21 protein-coding genes are annotated in these 21,142 nt (G+C 39.7%); 19 read left to right on the top strand and 2 right to left on the bottom strand.

Going from position 1 to position 21,142, the window contains the following annotated elements; all coding sequences use genetic code 11:
* Window positions 1–52 precede the first annotated feature (52 nt).
* The 3 genes from rsgA to spoVM all read left to right on the top strand — a co-directional run bounded on the left by rsgA (window position 53) and on the right by spoVM (window position 2,079).
* Window positions 53–937, top strand: a complete 885-nt coding sequence (gene rsgA / locus LQ50_RS12510; RefSeq protein WP_034629737.1) for a ribosome small subunit-dependent GTPase A — start codon at window positions 53–55, stop codon at window positions 935–937.
* Complete coding sequence (rpe, locus tag LQ50_RS12505; RefSeq protein WP_034629736.1) at window positions 937–1,581, top strand: ribulose-phosphate 3-epimerase; 645 nt, start codon at window positions 937–939, stop codon at window positions 1,579–1,581. Before rsgA ends, rpe begins: the two co-directional genes overlap by 1 nt.
* 417 nt (window positions 1,582–1,998) lie before the next feature.
* A complete protein-coding gene (gene spoVM, locus LQ50_RS12500) occupies window positions 1,999–2,079 on the top strand; it encodes a stage V sporulation protein SpoVM (protein WP_034629734.1) in 81 nt (26 codons plus the stop codon).
* A gap of 84 nt (window positions 2,080–2,163) precedes the next feature.
* Here the strand turns inward: spoVM and rpmB are convergent, their stop codons facing one another.
* Window positions 2,164–2,352: a 50S ribosomal protein L28 gene (gene rpmB, locus LQ50_RS12495; RefSeq protein WP_034629733.1), complete on the bottom strand. Its 189-nt coding sequence runs from the start codon at window positions 2,350–2,352 to the stop codon at window positions 2,164–2,166.
* Between the two features lie 221 nt (window positions 2,353–2,573).
* Between rpmB and LQ50_RS12490 the strand changes: the two genes are divergently transcribed.
* From LQ50_RS12490 to rnc, 12 genes are all read left to right on the top strand, one after another.
* A complete protein-coding gene (locus LQ50_RS12490; protein WP_034629730.1) occupies window positions 2,574–2,936 on the top strand; it encodes an Asp23/Gls24 family envelope stress response protein in 363 nt (120 codons plus the stop codon).
* Between the two features lie 61 nt (window positions 2,937–2,997).
* On the top strand, window positions 2,998–4,656 hold the full coding sequence (fakA, locus tag LQ50_RS12485) for a DAK2 domain-containing protein (protein WP_052144728.1): 1,659 nt from the start codon (window positions 2,998–3,000) through the stop codon (window positions 4,654–4,656).
* A 24-nt stretch (window positions 4,657–4,680) separates the two neighbouring features.
* Window positions 4,681–5,535, top strand: coding sequence for a DegV family protein (fakB, locus tag LQ50_RS12480; protein ID WP_034629727.1), 855 nt, complete (start codon window positions 4,681–4,683; stop codon window positions 5,533–5,535).
* Window positions 5,536–5,715: 180 nt separating this feature from the next.
* Window positions 5,716–6,378, top strand: coding sequence for an L-serine ammonia-lyase, iron-sulfur-dependent subunit beta (gene sdaAB, locus LQ50_RS12475; protein WP_034629725.1), 663 nt, complete (start codon window positions 5,716–5,718; stop codon window positions 6,376–6,378).
* A gap of 32 nt (window positions 6,379–6,410) precedes the next feature.
* On the top strand, window positions 6,411–7,298 hold the full coding sequence (gene sdaAA, locus LQ50_RS12470; RefSeq protein ID WP_034629724.1) for an L-serine ammonia-lyase, iron-sulfur-dependent, subunit alpha: 888 nt from the start codon (window positions 6,411–6,413) through the stop codon (window positions 7,296–7,298).
* Window positions 7,295–9,343, top strand: coding sequence for an ATP-dependent DNA helicase RecG (gene recG, locus LQ50_RS12465; protein WP_034629722.1), 2,049 nt, complete (start codon window positions 7,295–7,297; stop codon window positions 9,341–9,343). The genes sdaAA and recG overlap by 4 nt, the downstream gene beginning before the upstream one ends.
* Before the next feature lie 81 nt (window positions 9,344–9,424).
* Window positions 9,425–10,003 (top strand): transcription factor FapR, encoded by a 579-nt coding sequence (fapR, locus tag LQ50_RS12460; protein ID WP_034629720.1) that lies wholly within the window; start codon window positions 9,425–9,427, stop codon window positions 10,001–10,003.
* Window positions 10,003–10,998: a phosphate acyltransferase PlsX gene (gene plsX / locus LQ50_RS12455; RefSeq protein ID WP_034629719.1), complete on the top strand. Its 996-nt coding sequence runs from the start codon at window positions 10,003–10,005 to the stop codon at window positions 10,996–10,998. The genes fapR and plsX overlap by 1 nt, the downstream gene beginning before the upstream one ends.
* 14 nt (window positions 10,999–11,012) lie before the next feature.
* A complete protein-coding gene (fabD, locus tag LQ50_RS12450; protein ID WP_034629717.1) occupies window positions 11,013–11,963 on the top strand; it encodes an ACP S-malonyltransferase in 951 nt (316 codons plus the stop codon).
* The gene (gene fabG, locus LQ50_RS12445; protein WP_034629776.1) at window positions 11,963–12,703 is read left to right on the top strand and encodes a 3-oxoacyl-[acyl-carrier-protein] reductase; all 741 of its coding nucleotides are present in this window, start codon (window positions 11,963–11,965) and stop codon (window positions 12,701–12,703) included. The genes fabD and fabG overlap by 1 nt, the downstream gene beginning before the upstream one ends.
* A 289-nt stretch (window positions 12,704–12,992) precedes the next feature.
* Entirely contained in the window at window positions 12,993–13,226 is a 234-nt protein-coding gene (gene acpP, locus LQ50_RS12440; protein WP_034629715.1) for an acyl carrier protein, read from the top strand.
* Window positions 13,227–13,417: 191 nt separating this feature from the next.
* Window positions 13,418–14,140, top strand: coding sequence for a ribonuclease III (gene rnc / locus LQ50_RS12435; protein ID WP_034629714.1), 723 nt, complete (start codon window positions 13,418–13,420; stop codon window positions 14,138–14,140).
* A 57-nt stretch (window positions 14,141–14,197) separates the two neighbouring features.
* Here rnc and LQ50_RS12430 read toward each other — a convergent pair whose 3' ends face one another.
* Window positions 14,198–14,419, bottom strand: coding sequence for a DUF1128 domain-containing protein (locus LQ50_RS12430; RefSeq protein ID WP_034629709.1), 222 nt, complete (start codon window positions 14,417–14,419; stop codon window positions 14,198–14,200).
* 136 nt (window positions 14,420–14,555) lie between these two features.
* On the opposite strand from LQ50_RS12430, the gene smc reads away from it, so the two are divergent.
* The 4 genes from smc to ffh all read left to right on the top strand — a co-directional run bounded on the left by smc (window position 14,556) and on the right by ffh (window position 21,088).
* Window positions 14,556–18,125, top strand: coding sequence for a chromosome segregation protein SMC (gene smc, locus LQ50_RS12425; protein WP_034629707.1), 3,570 nt, complete (start codon window positions 14,556–14,558; stop codon window positions 18,123–18,125).
* Between the two features lie 60 nt (window positions 18,126–18,185).
* Entirely contained in the window at window positions 18,186–19,178 is a 993-nt protein-coding gene (gene ftsY / locus LQ50_RS12420) for a signal recognition particle-docking protein FtsY (RefSeq protein ID WP_034629705.1), read from the top strand.
* A gap of 234 nt (window positions 19,179–19,412) precedes the next feature.
* Window positions 19,413–19,721: a putative DNA-binding protein gene (locus LQ50_RS12415; RefSeq protein ID WP_373279203.1), complete on the top strand. Its 309-nt coding sequence runs from the start codon at window positions 19,413–19,415 to the stop codon at window positions 19,719–19,721.
* A gap of 11 nt (window positions 19,722–19,732) precedes the next feature.
* Window positions 19,733–21,088, top strand: coding sequence for a signal recognition particle protein (gene ffh / locus LQ50_RS12410; RefSeq protein ID WP_034629699.1), 1,356 nt, complete (start codon window positions 19,733–19,735; stop codon window positions 21,086–21,088).
* The last annotated feature ends 54 nt before the right edge of the window (window positions 21,089–21,142 follow it).

Genomic DNA, 21,142 nt, shown 5'->3' with positions numbered 1-21,142 from the left:
AAAGGCAGTAATATTCCTGCCTTTTGTCATTGTATTACATTAGGAGGTTTGCATGGCAACTGGAATGATAGTTAAAGCGTTAAGTGGTTTTTATTATGTTCAATCTGAAGACGGTGTTATTCAATGTCGCGGAAGGGGAAATTTTCGTAAACGTCAGATTAAACCTTTAGTCGGAGATCAAGTGGAATTTGAAGCAGAGAATGTTACAGATGGGTACATTCTTCATGTATTCGAGCGAAAAAATGAACTTATTCGCCCTCCTATTGCCAATGTGGATCAAGCGTTGCTTGTTTTTTCTGCATTAGAACCAGACTTTAGTCCGTTACTACTTGACCGTTTTCTTGTACATATCGAAGCAAACAATTTAATTCCAGTTATCATTATTAGTAAGGTAGATCTCCTTGATGATACATCATTATTAAAAATTGAATCATACAAAAAAGAGTATGAGACAATTGGCTATACCGTATTATTGACATCTACATTGCAGAACAATGGAATTGACAAAATTCTGCCATATCTTGATGGTCGGGTAAGTGTGGTTGCAGGTCAATCAGGTGTGGGGAAATCCTCGCTATTAAACAGTTTAAAACCAGGATTAAATATTGAGACGAATGAAATTTCTTCCCATCTAGGTAGAGGAAAGCATACGACAAGACATGTTGAGTTGCTCTCAATAGGTACTGGACTTGTTGCTGATACGCCGGGATTTAGTTCGCTTGATTTTATCGATCTAGAAGCGGAGGATTTATCAGGTTGCTTCCCGGAAATGGATGAACTCTCAGCAAATTGTAAATTCAGAGGCTGTACTCATACATCTGAACCGAAATGTGCTGTCAAAGAGGCATACGACCTAGGGGAGATCAGTTCAACGAGAATGAAACATTATTTGCAATTTTTAGATGAAATTAAAAGCCAAAAAAGGAGATATGACTGATGATTAAGATTGCGCCTTCAATCTTATCAGCTAATTTTGCTAACTTAGCTGAAGATATAAAGGATGTCGAACAAGCAGGGGCTGATTATATTCATGTTGATGTTATGGATGGACATTTTGTTCCTAACATCACAATTGGTCCACTTGTAGTTGAGGCGATACGTCCTATTACTAATTTGCCGTTAGATGTTCACTTAATGATAGAAAACCCAGATGCCTATATCCCGCAGTTTGTACAAGCGGGTGCAGATATAATTTCTGTTCATGTTGAGGTAACCCCACATTTGCATAGAACGATTCATTTAATAAAAGAACAGGGTGTGAAAGCCGGGGTGGTTTTAAACCCTGCCACCCCTGTAGAATTAATTGAGCCAATATTGGAGGAAGTTGATTTAGTTTTATTGATGACGGTTAACCCAGGTTTTGGTGGGCAAAAATTTATCGACTCAGTTTTAAAAAAGATTGAAAAAGTCTCACAAATGGTTCAAAGCCGTGGGTTACCTATTGAAATTGAAGTTGACGGAGGAGTCAATCCAGAAACAGCTAGAAAATGTGTGGAAGCAGGGGCTAATGTGTTAGTTGCGGGTTCAGCTATTTATAATCAAGAAAACCGTCAACTAGCTATTTCTGAAATTAGAGGGTAAGAACAACAAGCATGCTCAGTAAATAGGGGCATGTTTTTTGCTGTCAAAAAAGCTAAATAAAGGATTTGACAGTGAAATCGGACATTTCTAACGCATTGTGTTTATTTGTTAGGAAGATGAACATTCTTTTTCAACAGACATATATTGGGGTATAGGGCATATGCATAATGATAAAGAGACAAGGATAATTTGCTCAAGAATGGTATCACGGAGATATGACAATAAAAAAATAGGAATAGTTTGTCGTATCTAGATATATAAGTTTAAAAGGAGCAATTATTTTAATCCTTATCATTGATTCTTGTCTAAACAAAATGGCTTGATGGATAGGGGCACTTTGCTTCACGTCCTAGGTCGTGAGTCAAGTTTCTTAAACATTATCCCCGTGGTGGCTATTCACGTTGAGGAGGAGGAGCTATGAAATTCTACACGATCAAGCTACCTAAATTTTTAGGTGGGTTTGTCAAGGCAGTATTGAACTCATTAAAAAAAGGGTAAAACAACAAAAAAGCACCGGATACCGGTGCTTTTTTGTTACAGTTGCAAATATAATTTGCATCTTAAGTGAATGGAATTCACAAATTATACGCGTTCTACTTTACCAGACTTAAGTGCGCGAGTAGAAACGTACACACGTTTTGGTTTACCGTCTACTAAAATACGAACCTTTTGAACGTTTGCACCCCAACGGCGCTTCGTTTTATTAAGTGCGTGAGAGCGTTTGTTTCCCGTGCGAGCTTGTTTACCTGTAATATAACATTTACGTGCCATGATATGCACCTCCTTATTCCCAATACAGACACTTGAAATCATACTTGAATATAGTAGCACAGCCCTTGGTATAATGCAATAGCTTACTAAAAACTTTATCAAGTAATCTTGCTTGACACACACAAAAAGCGGTTCCATCCGAATACGCTTTTAAATTGTGGTATATTATAGTAAAATGACTGTAGTGAATCAAGTTTTGTCTTCGAGAGGGAGGAATGGGAATGTCAATTGAAATGAAAACTCAACTAGGTGTTGTAGATGTTTCAAAGGATGTTGTTGCAACAATTGCTGGTGGAGCAGCTATTGATTGTTATGGAATCGTCGGAATGGCTTCTCAAAAGCAACTGAAAGATGGCCTTACCGATTTATTAGGGAAAGAAAACTTTCGTCGGGGAGTCGTCATTCGTGAAGACGAAGAACAAATTCATATTGATATGTACATCATTGTCAGCTATGGAACAAAAATTTCTGAGGTGGCTTATAACGTACAAACAAAAGTAAAATATCAACTAGAACAAATGTTAGGGCTTGATGTTGATTCCGTGAACATCTTTGTTCAAGGTGTCCGCGTCACGAACCCGTAAGCGCTTAGTTAGGAGGAATAAGTTCGTGGCAAAACAAATTGAAGGTACGAAGCTTGCCTACATGTATATTGAAGGTGCAGCTAATTTATCGAGGCATGTGAAAGTGGTAGATGCATTAAATGTATTTCCTGTCCCAGATGGAGATACAGGAACCAATATGAATCTATCCATAACCTCTGGGGTTAAAGAGGTAAAGCAAAATATTCAAAGTGACTCGAGTAAAGTAGCAGCTGCCTTTGCCAAAGGATTATTAATGGGGGCAAGAGGAAATTCTGGTGTTATCCTTTCACAATTATTCAGGGGATTTTCTAAACAGGTAGAAGGAAAAGCAGAGATTTCAGCAAACGATTTAGCAGTGGCGTTTGAGCGTGGAGTTGAAACGGCTTATAAAGCTGTAATGAAACCTGTTGAAGGAACGATCTTGACGGTTGCGAAGGATGCTGCAAAACAAGCAGTAAAGACTGCAAAAAAACATGACGACGTCGTTTTTGTCATGGAAGAAACACTTAAAGAAGCGAAAGCCTCTTTAAAACGGACACCTGATTTATTACCTGTACTAAAAGAAGTGGGTGTTGTCGATTCAGGTGGGCAAGGTTTGGTTTATATCTATGAGGGCTTCTTAGCGGTTTTAAAAGGTGAAGAGCTTTCTGAAGCATCAACAACAGAAGAGCTTTCGATGGATAATCTGGTGAAAATTGAACATCACAATGCTCAAAGTCATATGGCGACTGAAGATATTGAGTTTGGGTTTTGTACGGAAGTGATGGTTCGAATTCAGGCAGAAAAAACAAGGAAGAATCCTTTTGTTGAAACAGAATTTAGAGAAGAATTAAACGAAATAGGTGATTCGCTTTTAGTTGTTTCAGATGACGATTTAATTAAAGTACATATCCACGCCGAACAACCAGGTGAAGTATTAACAAAGGCTCAAAGGTACGGAGAATTAATCAACATTAAAATTGAAAATATGCGTGAGCAACATACCCACCTTCTTGACGAAACAAAAGAAGCTTATGGGCAAGGGCATAACAACACTGAATCTACTAACAAGAAAAAGGAAAAAAGTGAATTTGGAATTGTAACGGTCGCAATGGGGGATGGTATTGCGAACTTGTTTAAAGGCTTAGGTGCAGGTGTTGTCATTGAGGGTGGACAAACAATGAATCCTAGTACAGAGGATATCGTTAATGCCATCGAAGAAGTTCATGCAGAGAAAGTCATTATCTTACCTAACAATGGGAATATCATTATGGCTGCTGAACAAGCGGCTGAAGTCGTTGGTGAGAAAGCTGTTGTGGTTCCATCAAAAACAGTTCCGCAAGGACTGGCAGCTTTATTATCGTTTAACCCTACCCAAGGCTTAGATGTGAATGCAGGTGTGATGAAAGATGCATTGTCGACAGTGAAGTCAGGTCAAGTGACATTTGCGGTACGCGATACGAACATCGACGGGATTGATATTAAGAAAGATGATTTTATGGGGATTTCCGAGAAGAAAATCGTAAGTTCTGGGCCTGATATCCTTGAGGTTACAAATCAATTGTTTAAACAAATGATTGATGATGAAAGTGAAATAGTTACAATTTTGCAAGGAGAAGATGCATCGGATGAGCAAACAAAGACACTTGTTCAATTCATAGAAGAAGAGTTTTCCGATGTTGAAGTAGATGTGCACTTAGGTAATCAGCCCCTTTACTCATATATCATTTCTGTTGAGTAAAGGTAGAGTAAAGGAGGGTTTCGTGTGCCAAATATTAAGATTGTAACAGACAGTACAGCTGATATACCGGCTGAATTAGCTGAACAGCTAGGCATTACAGTTGTGCCATTGAATGTAATATTTTCTGAGGCGGAATCGTATGAAGATGGAGTGACACTCACAGCTGATGACTTTTACAAAAAAGTAAAAGCCTCTAACACGATTCCATCAACATCCCAACCTACGCCTTATCAATTTGAGGAAGTGTACCGTTCTCTTCTGAATGAAGGGGAAGGCCAAATAATTTCGATTCACTTATCATCCAAAATGAGTGGAACGTATCAAGCAGCAACAATCGCTAAGCAATCAATGGATGAAGATGAGGCTATTTTGGTGATTGACTCTAAACGTGCTTCTTATGCCATTGGGATTATGGTTGTTGAAATAACCAAATTAGTGAATAATGGTCATTCATTAGAGCAATGTCAGGAAAGGCTAGATGCATTATTGCATGATACGAATGTGTTTTTTATGGTAGATACCCTCGAATATTTACAAAAAAATGGGCGAATCGGGAAAGCGTCTGCTGTATTTGGTTCTATGCTTAAGATTAAGCCGATTTTATCTTTAACAGAAGATGGGGAAGTGTACCCATTTGAAAAAGCGCGTGGACAAAAGAAGGCGATGAATCGAATTGTTGAGATCTTAAAAGAAAAGTATGGATCTAATCCTGTTCATGTAGGGATATCTCATGCGGTAAACGAACCTCTCGCTAAAGAAATGATTGAAAGAATTAAAGCAGAGTTTGATGTGAAAAGCGATATTATTACATCAATTGGAGCCGTGATAGGATCACATGTTGGACCAGGAACGGTTTCAATAGCTATGACAAAAGCGTGATACATTGATAATATATGGGTGACTCATGTAAGGATGTCTGACCTCTAGTGCGCAATAGATGACGAAATGCGACGTATTTTTGTTGTTTTTATTGTTTTCGCTAGTCGTGGAAATCTTACCAGGGGTCACCTTTTATTTTTAATGATAAAATAGTGAATGGGAATTTAAGGAGGTTATCGGATGAAGTATCGTACGGTCTTTGATATTATCGGTCCAGTGATGATTGGGCCATCGAGTTCTCATACAGCGGGAGCAGCTAAGATTGGCAGAGTAGCAAGAACATTATTTGGTCAAAAGCCTGACCAGGCTGATATTTATTTTTATGGATCGTTTGCTAAGACGTATAGAGGCCACGGTACTGATGTTGCCATCATAGGTGGGGTTTTGGATTTTGATACATTTGACTCAAGGATTACAGAAGCATTAACGATTGCCAAAAAAGAAAACATTCATGTGAATTTTCATGAAGAAGAGGCAATCACTGATCACCCTAATACCGCAAGAGTTGTATTGACAAAAGGCGAAGAGAAGATGGAACTTGTTGGAGTTTCGATTGGTGGGGGCAAAATTGAGATTATTGAATTAAACGGTTTTGTTCTACGGTTATCAGGGAACCACCCAGCTATTCTCGTTGTTCACAATGATCGGTACGGTGTTATTGCTAGTGTTTCAAATGTACTTGCAAAATATGAAATAAATATTGGACATATGGAAGTCTCACGAAAAGAACGTGGAAAAGAAGCATTAATGGTGATTGAAGTAGACCAAAACGTTGAAGAATCACTACTTATAGAACTAGAAAAATTACCGAACATCATGAAGGTAACGAAAATTCATGATTAATATGATTACAATGAAATTGGAGGTGGCTTTTCATGTTTAGAAATGTAGCTGAACTAGTCGAACTTGCAGAATCAACTAGCAAATCAATTTCCGAAATAATGATTGAACAGGAGATGGAGGTAACAGGACGAACACGTACAGAAATCAAAGAGCAAATGCTGAAAAATTTAAACGTTATGAAAGCAGCGGTAGAGCGTGGCATTACCGAAAAGGTCCGTTCTGTCTCGGGGTTAACAGGGGGAGATGCTGTTCTTCTTCAGGAATACATTAAAAAGGGAAACTATTTATCAAGTGAAACAGTATTAGATGCGGTTAGCAAGGCGGTAGCAACAAATGAAGTGAATGCTGCAATGGGCACGATTTGTGCAACTCCTACGGCCGGATCAGCGGGAGTAGTACCAGGTGTTTTATTTGGGATGACAAAGAAACTAGAACCGACCGACGAACAAATGGTTAACTACTTATTTGTAGCTGGAGCATTTGGTTTTGTCGTTGCAAATAATGCATCGATCTCAGGTGCAGCTGGAGGGTGTCAGGCTGAAGTTGGATCAGCTACAGGGATGGCAGCTGCTGCATTAGTAGAGTTGGCAGGTGGAACTCCGAGTCAGTCTGCAGAAGCAATGGCTATTGCACTTAAGAATATGTTGGGTTTGGTCTGCGATCCGGTGGCGGGACTCGTTGAAGTTCCTTGTGTGAAACGAAATGCAATTGGGGCTTCTATTGCGGTTGTTGCAGCAGATATGGCCCTAGCTGGAATAACTAGCCGAATTCCTTGTGATGAAGTCATTGATGCGATGTACAAAATAGGTCAGACGATGCCTGAAGCATTACGAGAAACGGCACAAGGAGGGTTAGCGGCGACACCGACTGGACGTGAACTAGAGGCAAAAATTTACGGGGTGTCGCTTGATAAAAAATGAACGAAGCAATGAAAAAACCTGTTATAGAAGTAAATGGAATTGGTGAAGAGACGGCAAAGCAATTAAATGGGTTACGGATTTTTACGGTTGGGGATTTGTTAGAACATTTCCCATTTCGCTATGAGGATTATCAATTAAAAGACCTTCATGATGTGAAGCATGAAGAGCGTGTGACGGTAAGTGGGATTGTTCAAAGCGAGCCATCAGTCAGGTATTTTGGAAAAAAGAAAAATCGCTTATCCTTTCGATTTCTTGTTAATCAAGTTCTCATCACGGTCACGTTCTTTAACCGAGCCTTTTTAAAAAGTCAGATTGCAGTTGGTTCAGAACTAACAATTACAGGTAAGTGGGATCAGCACCGGATGACAATCACTGGAAGTGAACTGAATAGAGGAGGAGAACAAAAAGAGCAGACCATTGCTCCAATCTATTCAGTTTCTGGTAAATTAACAACAAAAGCAATTCGAAAGTTTATTTACCAAGCGATGAATCAATTTGGTAATGAAATTAATGAGATTCTGCCACAGGAACTGTTGCAAACCTATAAGATACCAACTAAAAAAGAAGCGTTGTCTAGGTTGCATTTCCCTCCTAATGCTGAGTCAATGAAACATGCAAGAAGAAGAATGGTGTATGAGGAATTTCTATTATTTCAGCTGAAAATGCAAGCGTTCCGTAAGGCGAACAGAGACCGAACGAATGGACGTGCCCTTCCCATATCTAGGGAGGAAATTGAACATTTTATTAAGCAGCTTCCATTTCCTCTGACAGCTGCTCAAAAACGTGTGGTTGATGAAATCATGCAAGACATTCAGTCAAGCTATCGGATGAATCGTTTGTTGCAAGGGGATGTTGGTTCGGGAAAAACAGTTGTTGCAGCAGTTTGTATGTATGCAGTGATTTGTGCTGGTTATCAAGCTGCATTAATGGTGCCAACGGAAATCCTCGCAGAGCAGCATGTGCAATCATTAAAAAGTTTGTTAGAGCCGTTTGAAATTCGTGTAGAGTTGCTTTCTGGATCAGTAAAAGGTAAAAAGCGAGCTGAGCGCCTGGCGATGTTAGAAAGTGGGGAGTTATCACTAGTTGTTGGAACACATGCGTTAATTCAGGACGATGTTTTGTTTCATAATTTAGGTTTGGTCATTACCGATGAACAACACCGGTTTGGAGTGGAGCAGCGGCGGGTTTTGCGTGATAAAGGAGAGAATCCGGATGTGTTATTTATGACAGCGACGCCAATTCCACGTACTTTGGCCATTTCAGTCTTTGGGGATATGGACGTGTCTATCATTGATGAGATGCCGGCTGGAAGGAAGCAAATTGAAACTTATTGGGCTAAACCAGATATACTTGAACGCGTGCTTGACTTTATTGAAAAAGAACTTCTGGCTGGAAGGCAAGCTTACGTCATCTGTCCCTTAATTGAGGAGTCTGAAAAGCTTGACGTACAAAATGCGATAGATGTTCATATGATTCTGGATCAGCATTTCAAAGGGAAGTGGAAGGTTGGATTAATGCATGGACGTCTTCACCCGTCCGAAAAAGATGCAGTCATGGAATCGTTCAGTCAAAATGAAACACAAATATTAGTATCAACGACGGTTGTTGAAGTTGGCGTTAATGTTCCAAATGCAACGGTGATGGTCATTTACGACGCAGAGAGGTTCGGGTTAGCGCAACTACATCAATTAAGAGGTCGAGTTGGGCGTGGAGAGGCACAATCGTACTGTATCTTATTAGCGGACCCTAAATCAGAAGTAGGAAAAGAGAGAATGAAAATTATGACTGAAACGAATGATGGATTTGTTCTTTCTGAACGTGATTTGGAGCTTAGAGGACCTGGTGATTTTTTTGGGGCAAAGCAAAGTGGATTGCCCGATTTCAAAATTGCAGACGTTGTCCATGATTATAGGGCTTTAGAGGTGGCAAGGCAGGATGCCGTAAATTTAATTCATTCAAAAGAATTTTGGGAAGACAAAAGCTATGAAGGCTTACGTCGTTATATCGAAGAGCAAGGTGTGTTAAATGGTCAAAAAATTGATTGACTATTGAAATCAGCGAGAAGCAATTATATACTACTCTTAGGACCTAGTCATATATTCAATGCAAAGTGGGCGGTGTAGGCCATGAAACGAAAGAAAAAGGAAAGACAGGAACTCTTGAAAGAGGCATTAGCAGAGAATCCCTTTATGACTGATGAAGATCTTGCTGATCAATTTTCTGTTAGTATTCAAACAATCCGCCTTGATCGATTAGAATTAGCCATTCCTGAATTGCGTGAAAGAATAAAAGGTGTTGCCAAGAAACAACTTGATGATGTTAAAGCACTCTCTCCTGAAGAAGTCATTGGAGAGATTGTCGACCTTCAGCTTGATGAGCGCGCCATTTCGATCCTAGATGTTGGTAAAGAGCATGTTTTTGAGAGGTCAGGTATTGCCAGGGGGCACCACTTATTTGCCCAGGCCAATTCACTAGCTGTTGCGATTATAAATGATGAAATGGCACTTACTCGAAAAGCTACAATTCGTTTTACGAGACAAGTACAGGCTGGAGAAAGAGTGATTGCTAAGGCAAGGGTAACAGCCACTGAAAAAGAAAGAACGACTGTTGATGTGCAAAGTTACGTAGAGCAGGAGCTCGTTTTTTCTGGTGAGTTTGTTATGTATCGGACAAATGAAAGAGAGTCGAGAAGGAGAGAGTCCTAATGAATATATCTATTGATGCAATGGGAGGAGATCATGCACCCAAAGCGCAAGTCGAAGCAGCTCAAAAGGCAATTCAATCGTTTCCTGAACTGAAAATTACGTTAGTAGGAAATGAAGAAGAGATCAAAAAACATATGACAAATGATAAGAGAATGACTATTTTACATACTACGGAAAAAATTGAAGATACAGATCAACCAACGACAGCCGTTCGGAGAAAAAAAGACTCCTCAATGGTGCTAGCCGTAAGAGAAGTAAAAGAAGGACGTGCAGATGCGTGTATTTCGGCTGGAAATACCGGAGCGTTAATGACAGCAGGTTTGCTGCATGTTGGTCGGATCAAAGGAATAGACCGTCCGGCATTATCTCCGATGCTACCAACACTCGACGGGAAAGGCTTCTTATTGTTGGACGTCGGAGCGAACATGGATGCAAAGCCAGAACACCTTCAACAATATGCGATTATTGGTAAGACTTACATGGAAATGGTACGAAATGTGGCAAATCCACGTGTAGGTTTACTAAATGTCGGAACTGAGGATGGGAAAGGGAACGAACTTACAAAGGCAGCCTTTCCATTGCTAAAATCAAGTGACATAAATTTTGTAGGTAACGTTGAAGCGCGCGATTTATTGTCTGGTGTAGCAGATGTTGTCGTTTGCGACGGTTTTTCTGGGAATCTTGTCCTAAAGTCAGTTGAAGGAACAGCAGGAACTTTGTTTTCTTTGTTGAAGAAAGAATTAACGAGTTCGTTTGTTAACAAGCTTGCTGCTGGTGTCTTAAAGTCGAGCTTTAAAGAGATTAAAAGTCAATTAAGTTATTCGGAATATGGTGGGGCTGGATTATATGGACTTAAAGCACCTGTTATTAAAGCTCACGGTTCCTCTGATGCAACAGCCGTCTTTCATGCAATTAGGCAGGCTAAAGAGATGGTTGATCATCAAGTTGTAACAATTATTAAAAATGAAGTCGCAAAAGTCGAAGAAAAAGTATAGAGGAGGGATGACCTATGCCAAAAATAGCTTTTTTATTTCCAGGTCAAGGGTCTCAAGCTGTTGGAATGGGGCAAGAATTAATTAATGAGGAAGAAATAAGTCGTGCAGTATTTCAGCGAGCAGACCAAAAATTAGGATATTCTTTATCTGAAATTATGCTTCAAGGGCCTGAGGAAACATTAAAGCGCACGGAACATACGCAACCGGCATTAGTGACCATGAGTACAGCGGTACTAGAGCTCTTACATAATGAAAACATTAAACCTGATTACGTAGCGGGTCATAGTTTAGGTGAATATAGTGCGTTAGTCGCAGCAGGTGCGATGTCATTTGAGGATGCTGTATTTGCGGTGAGGAATCGTGGTTTATTTATGGAAGAAGCTGTACCTTTTGGGGAAGGAGCCATGGCAGCGGTTCTTGGATTGGAAAGTAGTATACTTGATGAAGTATGTAAAAGTGTGAGTGCTGAAACATCGGAACCGGCAGAATTAGCAAATCTAAACTGTCCAGGCCAAATTGTCATTTCAGGTTCAGCAAAAGGAGTCGAGCTTGCGTCTGAAAAAGCAAAAGAGGCTGGGGCAAAAAGAGTGATTCCTCTTCAAGTAAGTGGGCCTTTTCATTCGAGCTTAATGAAGCCAGCTGCTGAAAAATTACAATCAACTCTTAACCAGCTTACTGTGACCGATGCGTCGGTTCCTGTCATTGCAAATGTGTCAGCTAAAGGTGTACAAGATGCTGTGAAAATTAGAGAAAATCTAATTGAACAAGTGTATTCACCAGTCCTTTGGGAGGATACGATTCGAACGCTTCTAGCAAATGGGGTAGATTTGTTTATTGAAGTTGGCCCTGGAAACGTCTTATCAGGACTAGTACGTAAAGTTGAAAGACGAGCAAAGGTAGTTGCCGTAAGTAACCGAGAAGGTGTGTTAAAAGTGAAAGAAATGGTAGAAGGAGTGACAGAATGATGTTACAAGGAAAAATAGCTATTGTTACAGGAGCTTCTCGTGGAATCGGACGGGCTACTGCTATTGAATTAGGACGAAATGGAGCCAATGTAGTTGTTAATTATGCAGGTAGCCAGGAACGAGCAGAACAAGTGGTTGCTGAAATAAAAGCATTGGGAGTAGACGCTTTAGCTATTCAAGCAGATGTTGCTAATGCTGAACAAGTGCAAGCAATGGTGAAAGAGACGATTGACGCTTTTGGCCGTGTTGACATCCTCGTTAACAATGCAGGTATTACAAAAGATAACCTAATCATGAGAATGAAAGAAGACGAATGGGATGCGGTAATTAATACGAACTTAAAAGGCGTCTTTAATTGTGGGAAGGCAGTTACAAGACAAATGATGAAACAGCGCTATGGTCGTATTATTAATGTAGCATCTGTTGTAGGGGTTCTTGGAAATGCAGGCCAAGCCAATTATGTTGCGGCTAAAGCAGGGGTTATTGGTTTGACTAAAACCATGGCAAGAGAACTTGCAAATCGTAATATTCATGTGAATGCAGTTGCGCCTGGCTTCATTGAAACAGATATGACAGACGAGCTTGGTGATGATATGAAAGGTCAACTCCTTTCTCAAATTCCACTGGCAACATTAGGGAAACCAGAAAACATCGCTAACGTCATTCGCTTCCTAGCAAGCCCAGACGCCGACTACATGACAGGCCAAACCCTCCACGTTGATGGAGGAATGGTGATGTAGAGTTTACATAAAAAGGGCGATCTTCCCTTTTTATGTAAACTCGAAGCGATGAGCGGAGCTGCCGTAATCTTTTAAGCCTTTAGGAGTGGTCTTCTCCTAAAGGCGCACGGCGAGAGAAGCCATCGCAACCATGTACGCACGCATGTTGCTGGTGTTTCTCACTTTTTAAAGTAACTAATAAAATTCAGGTTGACAGAAAGGGAGTTCATCGGTAAACTTTTCCTAGCCTTCAACACTAGCTTGAGCATTTAAGTTAGGTAAGTTAATTTTGAGAGGGGGTGAACGAAACATGGCAGATACATTATCACGTGTTACAAAAATCGTTGTTGATCGTCTAGGTGTGGAAGAAGCAGAAGTGAAACTAGAAGCTTCTTTTAAAGATGATTTAGGAGCTGATTCATTAGATGTTGTTGAACTAGTTATGGAACTTGAAGATGAGTTTGATCTAGAAATCTCTGATGAGGAAGCTGAGAAAATTTCAACTGTAGCTGATGTAGTTGATTACATAAACAGCCGTCAGTAAGAAGGAAAGTCCCATATGCTTTTGCCATGTGGGACTTGCTTTACAAATTATTACAAGACCAATGAGTTGTCCAAAGGCAAAGCGTTGGGTGCAAATTTTTGATGTTGGAGGTAGCTATGCCACAATCTTCGAAATATCACCGGAAATCGAAGTCCCATTATTCGAACGAGCGAAGACGGGGAAATCGCAAGATGATTCTTACTGAAGAACAGAAAAAAAAGTTTGATGATTTAATGCAACGAACTGAGTTGACTTTTGAAAACAAAAAGCTATTAATTCAAGCTTTCACCCATTCATCCTATGTGAATGAGCACCGAATCTATTCTTTTCAAGATAATGAACGATTAGAATTTCTTGGGGATGCTGTCCTTGAACTTTCTGTGTCGCAGTTTTTATTTAAGAAATTTAAGACGATGAGTGAAGGGGATATGACCAAATTGCGTGCGTCGATTGTTTGCGAGCCTTCCCTAGCGCGATTTGCTCAAGAATTAAACTTTGGAGAAATTGTCTTGCTTGGCAAGGGCGAAGAGATGACAGGTGGACGCGCTAGACCTGCATTGTTAGCAGACGTCTTTGAAGCGTTTATAGGTGCTCTTTATCTAGATCAAGGGTTGGATTCCGTTTTTAAATTTTTGAATGATACGATGTATCCAAAAATAAATGATGGTGCTTTTTCTCATATGATGGATTTCAAAAGTCAGCTTCAAGAGTTCATTCAACGAGATAACCTGGGACAAATCCAATATATCATCGTACAGGAACGGGGGCCTGCACATAATCGAGAGTTTGTCTCAGAAGTGCAATTGAATGAATCTGCTCTTGGGATTGGAACAGGACGTTCAAAGAAGGAAGCAGAACAACATGCTGCTCAACAGGCTTTGATGAAGTTAAGTGAGCAAGACAAGCTAAAATAAAAAAATGTCCTCTCATGCATCATAATCGAGAGGACATTTTTTTGTTTGGTAGTAACTCTATTTACGGAGTTTGCCCAATTCTGTGACAATAGCATCAAGCTCACTGACAGAAAAAGATGATTTCTTTTGGATCATTTCATAAATATCACGAAGTTCTTCATACTGTTCTGTATCGAAGCTTTTTGAATTTAAGGCAGCTGCGTTAACAATTTGTAATTTGTTTTTAATTTCTTCAATCATAAATTCAATATTATCACGTGTGTTTACATCTAAATTCATTAACTCATTTCACCCCTATGGTTGGTTTATGTATGTATCGTATCATAGACTTATCCGTTTGTCCTGTCCATCTGTGATAAAGGTGCAGGCTGTGGTAAAATAGGTTAGTTGTTAATTAAAGTAAGGGGGAAGGAATATGTTCCTCAAGCGGCTTGAAGTCGTTGGGTTCAAATCTTTTGCTGAACAAATCAATATAGATTTTGTACCAGGGGTTACAGCGGTGGTTGGACCAAATGGAAGTGGGAAAAGTAACATTTCAGATAGCATCAGGTGGGTGCTAGGTGAACAATCTGCAAAGTCATTACGCGGATCAAAAATGGAAGATATTATTTTTGCTGGTAGCGATAGCAGGAAGCCATTAAATTACGCAGAAGTTAGTCTAATTTTAGATAATGAGGATCAACACCTTTCGATAGATTATAGTGAAGTGAGTGTAACGAGACGGGTTTACCGCTCAGGTGAAAGTGAATACTTGATAAATAAGCAAGCCTGCCGACTGAAAGATATCGTAGATTTATTTCTAGACTCAGGGTTAGGAAGAGAAGCTTACTCGATAATTGGTCAAGGAAAAGTAGAAGAGATATTAAGCAATAAAGCGGAAGATCGCCGAGTGATTTTTGAAGAAGCAGCAGGGGTATTAAAATATAAAACAAGAAAAGTGAAAGCTGAAAAACGCTTGCGAGAAACACAGGAAAATCTGTATCGTGTAGAAGATATCTTGCATGAATTAGAAGGTCAAGTAGAACCATTAGAAATTCAAGCTTCTATTGCTAAAGATTATTTACATAAACGCGATGAATTAAAAGAAGTGGATATCGCTTTATTAGTACATGAAATAGATGAACTGCATGAAACATGGACATGTGAGAAAGAAAAACTTCAGAATCTATTACTAACTTATGAAGAGCGTCAAAAAAAGCTTGAAGAAATGGAGCAGTTACGTATCTCTTTACGTGAGAAAACGAGTTGGTTATCATCTCAATTCACAAAGTTACAAGAGGAATTACTTTACGCAAGTGAAGAGCTTGAAAAGAGTGAAGGGAAACGAGAAGTGTTAAAAGAGCGGAAAAAGAATGCTTCTCAAAATAAAGACCAGCTTGCACGCTCGATCGATGACAAAACATTGCAGTTAGAGAAGGTCTTTGTTGAGTGGGAAACGGAGCAAGTTGCTCTAAAGGGTGCACGTCAGAAATTAACTTCATTAAAAGAGGCGGTTGAAAAAAAACAACATGTGGTTGACCGTTCAGTTACTGATGTGGAAGAAGAAATTGATCAGCTCAAGGCAGATTATATTGAGGTATTAAATGAACAGGCGAGCATTCGAAATGAAAAACGTTACTTAGAAGAACAATTACAGAAGCAAGAAATGAGACAAGAACGTTTATTAGTTGAAAATGAAGATTTGCTTTCCACGCGAGAGGAACTAATGACAAAGCTTGAAGCAGCTAAGCAAAAGGCTTTGTCAGAAGAACAAACTCTTGAAAAAGTGGGTGAAGATTATCGTCATTTACAACGAACCTACGAACAAGAGAAGGAACGTTATCAGAAAAAAGAAACACAGTTATATGAAACATATCAAATGACACAGAAAATCCAATCTCGTGCCGATGTATTGGAAGAAATGCAAGCTGACTTCTCAGGCTTCTTTCATGGTGTTAAAGAAATATTAAAAGCAAGAAATGGTCAATTAAAAGGTGTAATGGGGGCTGTAGCAGAACTGATTCAAGTTCCAAAAGAGTATGAGACAGCTATTGAAATTGCTTTAGGGGGATCGTCTCAGCACATTGTAATGGAATCTGAAGCAGATGCAAGGCTGGCGATTCAATTTTTAAAACAAAATCGAATTGGCAGGGCTACGTTCCTTCCTTTACCTGTCATTAAACCTAAGGAGATATCTGGCTTTCAACGAGACCAACTGGAAAAGCATCAAGCTTTTGTAGGCGTTGCTGCCAAATTGGTTACTTATGAGAAAACGTATGCATCCGTCATTTCAAATTTACTTGGAAACGTAATTATTGCGAAATCTCTTCAAGGGGCGAATGAATTGGCGAAGATTTCCGGTCACCGATTGAGAATCGTTACACTTGAAGGAGATGTTGTTAACCCAGGTGGTTCAATGACAGGAGGTTCTGTGAAGCAAAAACAAACCCCGTTACTTGGTCGAAAAAGAGAACTTGACGATTTAAAAGGAAAGTTACAAAAGCTCGCTACTGTAACAAGCCAGCTTGAAGCAGAAGTTCGAGACTTAAAACAAATGCGAATCCAAAAAGAGCAAGCTTTGGAAGAGCTTCGAACAAAGGGGGAACAAGCGAGACATACTGTTCAAGAAGCGAAGTCATCTGTTCGTGAACTTGAACGCGAGGTCGAAAGATCTCAAGATCAATTTTCTCGCTTTGATCGAGATAAAATCGGGTACTTAGACGAAATTAAGCGGCTAACTACACGTTTGTCAGAACTTGAGGAGGCAGCTAAAGCGGCAGCCAAACAAGGAACCGAATTAGAAAAGCAAGTAAAAGAACTTGAGCAGCAGCAGCTAGAACAGCGAAAATCAAGAGACAAACTTCAAGAAGAGTTAATTCAAGAGAAAATTGATTTAGCTACTGCAAAAGAACGGTTTTATTCAGTTGAAGCGCGTGCGAAACAACTTACGATTACAAAATCAAGATTAGAAGAAGAACTAGTAGAACTTAAGGACCATTTTGAATTACTTATTGGAGAAATGTCCGATCGTTCAAATGGGGAGACTAGCCTTGATACAAGAATCGAAGAAGGACGGAAACAGAAGGAAAAACTAACGAAGGTTATTACTCAAATGAAAGATGAGCGCGAGGAAGTAGAACAGGCTTACGCGGATCTTGAACAGACGTTAAAAATCCAGCAAACGGAGCATGTGACGTTAGCTGACGAGTGTCGTAAAATAGAGGTGAAAGTAAACCGGATGGATGTTGAGCTAGACAATCGGTTAACACATCTACGTGAAGAGTACGAGCTTTCTTTTCAAGCTGCAAAAGAAACCTATGAGTTAGCCATGCCTCCTGAAGAAGCGCGAACGAAAGTGAAGTTAATTAAGCTTGCAATTGAAGAATTAGGGAATGTCAATTTAGGTGCGATTGAAGAATATGAGCGGGTTCGTGAGAGGTTTGAATTTTTGACAGAACAACAAAAGGACTTACTAACGGCTAAAGCAACATTACACGATGTCATCGCAGAAATGGATGAAGAAATGACGAAGAGATTCCGTGATTCTTACGTACAAATTCGTTCTCATTTCCAATCCGTTTTTAGAGAGTTATTTGGCGGAGGACAAGCTGATTTAGTATTAACAGAGCCGGATAATTTATTGGAGACAGGGGTTGAAATTCTTGCAAAGCCGCCGGGCAAAAAAATGCAAAACTTAGCCTTGTTGTCAGGTGGAGAACGTTCCTTAACTGCAATTGGTTTGCTTTTTGCTATTTTAAAAGTCCGTCCGGTGCCGTTTTGTGTGTTGGATGAAGTGGAAGCTGCTCTTGATGAGGCAAACGTTAGTCGATTTGCGAATTTCTTAAAAGATTTCAGTGAAGCGACGCAGTTTATCGTAATCACTCATCGAAAAGGGACGATGGAAGAAGCAGATGTATTGTATGGTGTCACGATGCAAGAATCGGGTGTATCCCGTCTTGTTTCAGTCAGATTAGAAGAAACTAAAGAATTGTTAACACAGGAATAAAAAAGGCACGTTCCTTAAACAGGCAGTAAGGAATCAATTAAAAAAAGGTAAGGTGAAAATATGAGCTTTTTTAAAAAATTAAAAGAAAAAATTACAAACCAGACTACTGAAGTTACGGACAAATTTAAAGAAGGGCTTGAAAAAACGCGTGATTCTTTTGTTGGGCGTATGAACGAGCTTGTTTATAAGTATCGGAAAGTTGATGAAGATTTTTTTGAGGAATTGGAAGAGTTACTAATCAGTTCCGATGTTGGTGTGACAACAGTAATGGAGTTAATAGACCAACTAAAAGATGAAGTGCGTTTACGTAACATTAAAGACACAAAAGAAGTTCAGCCTGTAATTTCAGAGAAACTAGCCGAATTGTTGGAAAAAGAAGGCGATGATACTCATTTAAACATTCAAGAAAACGAGATGACGGTTATTTTAGTAGTAGGTGTAAATGGTGTAGGAAAAACGACGTCGATTGGAAAACTAGCGCATCATTTAAAGCAGCAAGGTAAATCCGTTATGTTGGCAGCTGGAGATACATTCCGTGCAGGTGCAATTGAACAGCTTGAAGTGTGGGGAGATCGTGTTGGAGTGGATGTGATTAAGCAGCAAGAAGGATCGGATCCGGCTGCTGTTATGTATGATGCCGTGCAGGCTGCAAAATCACGCAATATCGATGTTTTATTATGCGATACGGCAGGACGACTTCAAAACAAAGTCAATTTGATGAATGAATTAGAGAAGGTGAAGCGTGTTATTGAACGTGAAGTCCCAGGAGCACCACATGAAGTGTTACTTGTTTTAGATGCAACAACAGGACAAAATGCCATGTCACAAGCGAAGACATTCGGACAAGCTACTAACGTTTCAGGGATTGTTTTGACGAAGCTTGACGGAACAGCTAAGGGAGGGATTGTACTAGCGATTCGACATGAACTTGATATCCCTGTTAAGTTTGTTGGCTTAGGTGAACAAATGGATGACCTTCAAGCGTTTGATGCAGAACAGTTTGTGTACGGGTTATTCCGTGAATTAGTGGAAGCAGAGGAAGTAGAAGAATAACCAGCTAGATATGCTTGAGACCGTACAATGATAAGTGCGGTTTCTCGTTTTATAACATAAAATGATCTATGATTTTTTTAGGGAACTGGGGCTACGGCTTATAGAAGCTTTTGTTATTGGAATGTAATGTTAAGAAAAAAACTTGACACGTAAACCTAGATGTTGTAACATGATATCTCGTAAAGGGAAATCACTTAACAAGGAGTTGGTTGTGTGTTAGATAAGACGTTTAGAATGAATTATCTTTTTGACTTCTACCAGTCATTGCTAACACAGAAACAACGAAAATATATGTCATTGTATTATCTTGATGATTTCTCGTTAGGTGAGATTGCTGAGGAATTTGAAGTTAGCCGCCAAGCCGTATATGATAACATTAAGCGCACAGAAGCAATGTTAGAAGATTACGAAAAGAAGTTGATGCTTTTATCGAAATTCGAGAAGCGTACGGAGCTCTTAACTCAAATGAAATCAGCAGTTGAGAAAAACGCGACTCCTGAAGAGATCATGTCACTGCTTGACTCTCTTGAGAAATTAGACTAGGAGGCGACAACATGGCATTTGAAGGTTTAGCGGAACGACTGCAAGGGACGTTAACCAAAATCCGCGGAAAAGGGAAAGTAAGCGAAACGGACGTAAAAGAAATGATGCGTGAAGTTCGGCTAGCTTTGCTTGAAGCGGATGTTAACTTTAAAGTTGTCAAACAATTCATTGCGAGTGTCAAAGAAAAAGCACTCGGGCAAGAAGTGATGAAAAGCTTAACGCCAGGACAACAAGTCATTAAAGTTGTTAATGAAGAGTTAACAGCATTAATGGGAGGAGAACAAAGCAAGATTGCTGTTGCACCGAAGTCACCAACAGTCGTTATGATGGTCGGTCTTCAAGGTGCTGGTAAGACAACAACTACTGCTAAGCTTGCTAATCACTTACGTAAGAAGCATAATAGACAGCCAATGCTCGTTGCTGCTGATATCTATCGACCTGCTGCAATCAAGCAGTTAGAGACGTTAGGAAAGCAATTAAATATGCCTGTCTTCTCACTTGGTGATCAAGTAAGTCCGGTCGAGATTGCAAAGCAAGCAATTGAAAAGGCAAAGGAAGATCATCATGATTATGTTTTAATTGATACAGCGGGTCGTTTGCATATCGATGAAACTCTAATGGATGAGTTAAAGCAAGTAAAAGAAATAGCTAAACCTGATGAGATTTTACTTGTTGTTGATGCAATGACAGGACAAGATGCTGTAAATGTTGCAGAAAGCTTCAATGAACAGCTTGATGTAACGGGTGTTGTTCTAACGAAACTCGATGGTGATACTCGTGGTGGTGCTGCCATCTCAGTTAAAGCAGTAACGAATACACCAATTAAGTTCGCGGGGATGGGAGAGAAAATCGACCAACTCGAACCATTCCATCCAGATCGCATGGCGTCAAGGATTCTTGGGATGGGTGATGTACTTTCGTTAATTGAAAAGGCACAAACAAGTGTCGATGAAGAAAAAGCACGCGAGCTTGAAAAGAAAATGCGGACAATGGATTTCTCATTTGACGATTTTCTAGAGCAGTTAGATCAAGTTCGTAATATGGGTCCGCTTGATGAGTTACTTAATATGATGCCTGGAATGAATAAAAAAGGCATGAAAGATTTAAAGGTTGACGACAAGCAAATTGGAAAAGTCGAAGCGATTGTTCGTTCAATGACTAAAAAAGAAAAACAAGACCCAAGTATTATGAATGCAAGCAGACGTCGTCGAATTGCTAAAGGAAGCGGGACAACGATTCAAGATGTTAACCGACTATTGAAGCAATTTGAGGATATGAAGAAAATGATGAAGCAAATGACCGGTATGACCTCTGGAAAAGGTAAGAAGAGAGGGAAAGGTCTTGGAGGTTTTAAACTTCCATTTTAACTTGGAAATCCATTTTTTTAGTTGAAAGCTAGAAAAATTGATGATATTATAAAC

The organism is Halalkalibacter okhensis (assembly GCF_000787375.1).
Classification (GTDB): domain Bacteria; phylum Bacillota; class Bacilli; order Bacillales; family Bacillaceae_D; genus Halalkalibacter; species Halalkalibacter okhensis.
Note: the sequence above shows the minus strand (reverse complement) of the source record. Positions and strands in the feature narration are given on the sequence as shown.

What these genes read in the sequence shown, in the direction of transcription:
- rsgA (WP_034629737.1), top strand. Translation starts at nt 53, where the DNA reads ATGGCAACTGGAATGATAGTTAAAGCGTTAAGTGGTTTTTATTATGTT.
- rpe (WP_034629736.1), top strand. Translation starts at nt 937, where the DNA reads ATGATTAAGATTGCGCCTTCAATCTTATCAGCTAATTTTGCTAACTTA.
- spoVM (WP_034629734.1), top strand. Translation starts at nt 1,999, where the DNA reads ATGAAATTCTACACGATCAAGCTACCTAAATTTTTAGGTGGGTTTGTC.
- rpmB (WP_034629733.1), bottom strand. Translation starts at nt 2,352, where the DNA reads ATGGCACGTAAATGTTATATTACAGGTAAACAAGCTCGCACGGGAAAC.
- LQ50_RS12490 (WP_034629730.1), top strand. Translation starts at nt 2,574, where the DNA reads ATGTCAATTGAAATGAAAACTCAACTAGGTGTTGTAGATGTTTCAAAG.
- fakA (WP_052144728.1), top strand. Translation starts at nt 2,998, where the DNA reads ATGTATATTGAAGGTGCAGCTAATTTATCGAGGCATGTGAAAGTGGTA.
- sdaAB (WP_034629725.1), top strand. Translation starts at nt 5,716, where the DNA reads ATGAAGTATCGTACGGTCTTTGATATTATCGGTCCAGTGATGATTGGG.
- sdaAA (WP_034629724.1), top strand. Translation starts at nt 6,411, where the DNA reads ATGTTTAGAAATGTAGCTGAACTAGTCGAACTTGCAGAATCAACTAGC.
- recG (WP_034629722.1), top strand. Translation starts at nt 7,295, where the DNA reads ATGAACGAAGCAATGAAAAAACCTGTTATAGAAGTAAATGGAATTGGT.
- fapR (WP_034629720.1), top strand. Translation starts at nt 9,425, where the DNA reads ATGAAACGAAAGAAAAAGGAAAGACAGGAACTCTTGAAAGAGGCATTA.
- plsX (WP_034629719.1), top strand. Translation starts at nt 10,003, where the DNA reads ATGAATATATCTATTGATGCAATGGGAGGAGATCATGCACCCAAAGCG.
- fabD (WP_034629717.1), top strand. Translation starts at nt 11,013, where the DNA reads ATGCCAAAAATAGCTTTTTTATTTCCAGGTCAAGGGTCTCAAGCTGTT.
- fabG (WP_034629776.1), top strand. Translation starts at nt 11,963, where the DNA reads ATGTTACAAGGAAAAATAGCTATTGTTACAGGAGCTTCTCGTGGAATC.
- acpP (WP_034629715.1), top strand. Translation starts at nt 12,993, where the DNA reads ATGGCAGATACATTATCACGTGTTACAAAAATCGTTGTTGATCGTCTA.
- rnc (WP_034629714.1), top strand. Translation starts at nt 13,418, where the DNA reads ATGATTCTTACTGAAGAACAGAAAAAAAAGTTTGATGATTTAATGCAA.
- LQ50_RS12430 (WP_034629709.1), bottom strand. Translation starts at nt 14,419, where the DNA reads ATGAATTTAGATGTAAACACACGTGATAATATTGAATTTATGATTGAA.
- smc (WP_034629707.1), top strand. Translation starts at nt 14,556, where the DNA reads ATGTTCCTCAAGCGGCTTGAAGTCGTTGGGTTCAAATCTTTTGCTGAA.
- ftsY (WP_034629705.1), top strand. Translation starts at nt 18,186, where the DNA reads ATGAGCTTTTTTAAAAAATTAAAAGAAAAAATTACAAACCAGACTACT.
- LQ50_RS12415 (WP_373279203.1), top strand. Translation starts at nt 19,413, where the DNA reads ATGAATTATCTTTTTGACTTCTACCAGTCATTGCTAACACAGAAACAA.
- ffh (WP_034629699.1), top strand. Translation starts at nt 19,733, where the DNA reads ATGGCATTTGAAGGTTTAGCGGAACGACTGCAAGGGACGTTAACCAAA.